Raw genomic sequence first — 1,233 nt, 5'->3', positions numbered from 1 at the left:
GGACCGGCGACCGCCGAGAAGATGCATCGGCTCGGCATCGAGACCGGCGCGGATCTCAAGGCACAGACGCTCGCGTTTCTCGTTCAGCATTTCGGGAAATCGGGACCATATTTCTACGGGATCGCCCGTGGGATCGACAATCGCGAGGTCCGACCGGACCGGGTGCGGAAATCGGTCGGCGCCGAAGACACATTCGCAGACGACATTCATTCCTTTGAGCTGGCACGAGAAGGACTTCGGCCGTTGATCGAAAAGGTGTGGGGCTATTGCGAGGCCAATGAGATTGGCGCCAAGACCGTGACGCTGAAGGTCAAGTTTGCCGATTTCAGCCAGACCACCCGCAGCAGGACCTTTCCTGAAGCACTGCCGGCAATCGCCGGTCTTGAAGACGTCCTCGGCGTCCTGCTCGCGCCGGTCTTTCCACCGAAGAAGGGAATTCGTCTCCTCGGCGTCACGCTGTCTTCGCTGGAGCAGCGGGCGTTATCGACGGAACCGCAGCTGCAGCTGGCGCTCTAGATGCTGCGGCTGCGAGATGACCGTTGGAACTCCTCGCCGTTGGCCCCCGGGCTGCTGGTATTGATGCAATCATAGTTTGCATCTATGGTGACAGTTCAATTCTTTCGGCGGCAAGACGGAATGGTGGCAACTCACAAGAAAAGCCCGAATGAGGCTGACGTCCGCGCGGGCTCACGTCTCAAGAATGCGCGTCGCCTGAGGCGGATGACCCAGGCGGAACTCGGGGATCTGCTCGGCGTTACATTCCAGCAGGTACAGAAGTACGAGAACGGAAAAAACCGGATCAGCGCCAGCAGAATTGTCGCGGCGGCAAATGCCCTCGGGGTGCCGCCGGACTTCTTTTTCGACGAAACAGAAAGGGCAACGCCGGATATCGCTGACACGTCGGCCGAAATGCGCAAGTTGGTCGACCTGATTGCCGCCGGCGATGCCCTCGAAATGAACAGGCATTTTTCCAATATCAAGAGCCCCGCGCTGCGAAAGGCGGTCGTGTCTTTTGTGACCGCGATCGCCACGGCAGCGGATGACCAACCCTAGAGTTCGGTCGGCTGCCCGCGTTCGATATTGGTAAGCTCTTCAAGGACCATGGCCAAAAGGTATATCAGGAACAGATGTCCTCTGAGAGCGGCGGTGCAAAATTAGACCACGGTAGCGGCGGGATTGTCCTGCTGCGGGCGGCGTAAAAGTCGGCCACCTATTTACCCTTCTGCGACGACA

The 1,233-nt window shown here is 58.9% G+C and carries 1 protein-coding gene and 1 pseudogene; both read left to right on the top strand.

All coding sequences use genetic code 11. The annotated features are described in order from the left end of the window. Window positions 1–516 (top strand): annotated as a pseudogene (locus NHF53_RS22550) (DNA polymerase IV); the annotation flags it as partial. Window positions 517–639: 123 nt separating this feature from the next. Next, on the top strand, window positions 640–1,053 hold the full coding sequence (locus NHF53_RS22545) for a helix-turn-helix domain-containing protein (protein ID WP_252836200.1): 414 nt from the start codon (window positions 640–642) through the stop codon (window positions 1,051–1,053). Window positions 1,054–1,233 lie beyond the last annotated feature (180 nt).

The organism is Ciceribacter sp. RN22 (assembly GCF_024054295.1).
GTDB classification, from domain to species: domain Bacteria; phylum Pseudomonadota; class Alphaproteobacteria; order Rhizobiales; family Rhizobiaceae; genus Allorhizobium; species Allorhizobium lividum.
This window is presented reverse-complemented; position numbering and strand designations above follow the sequence as displayed.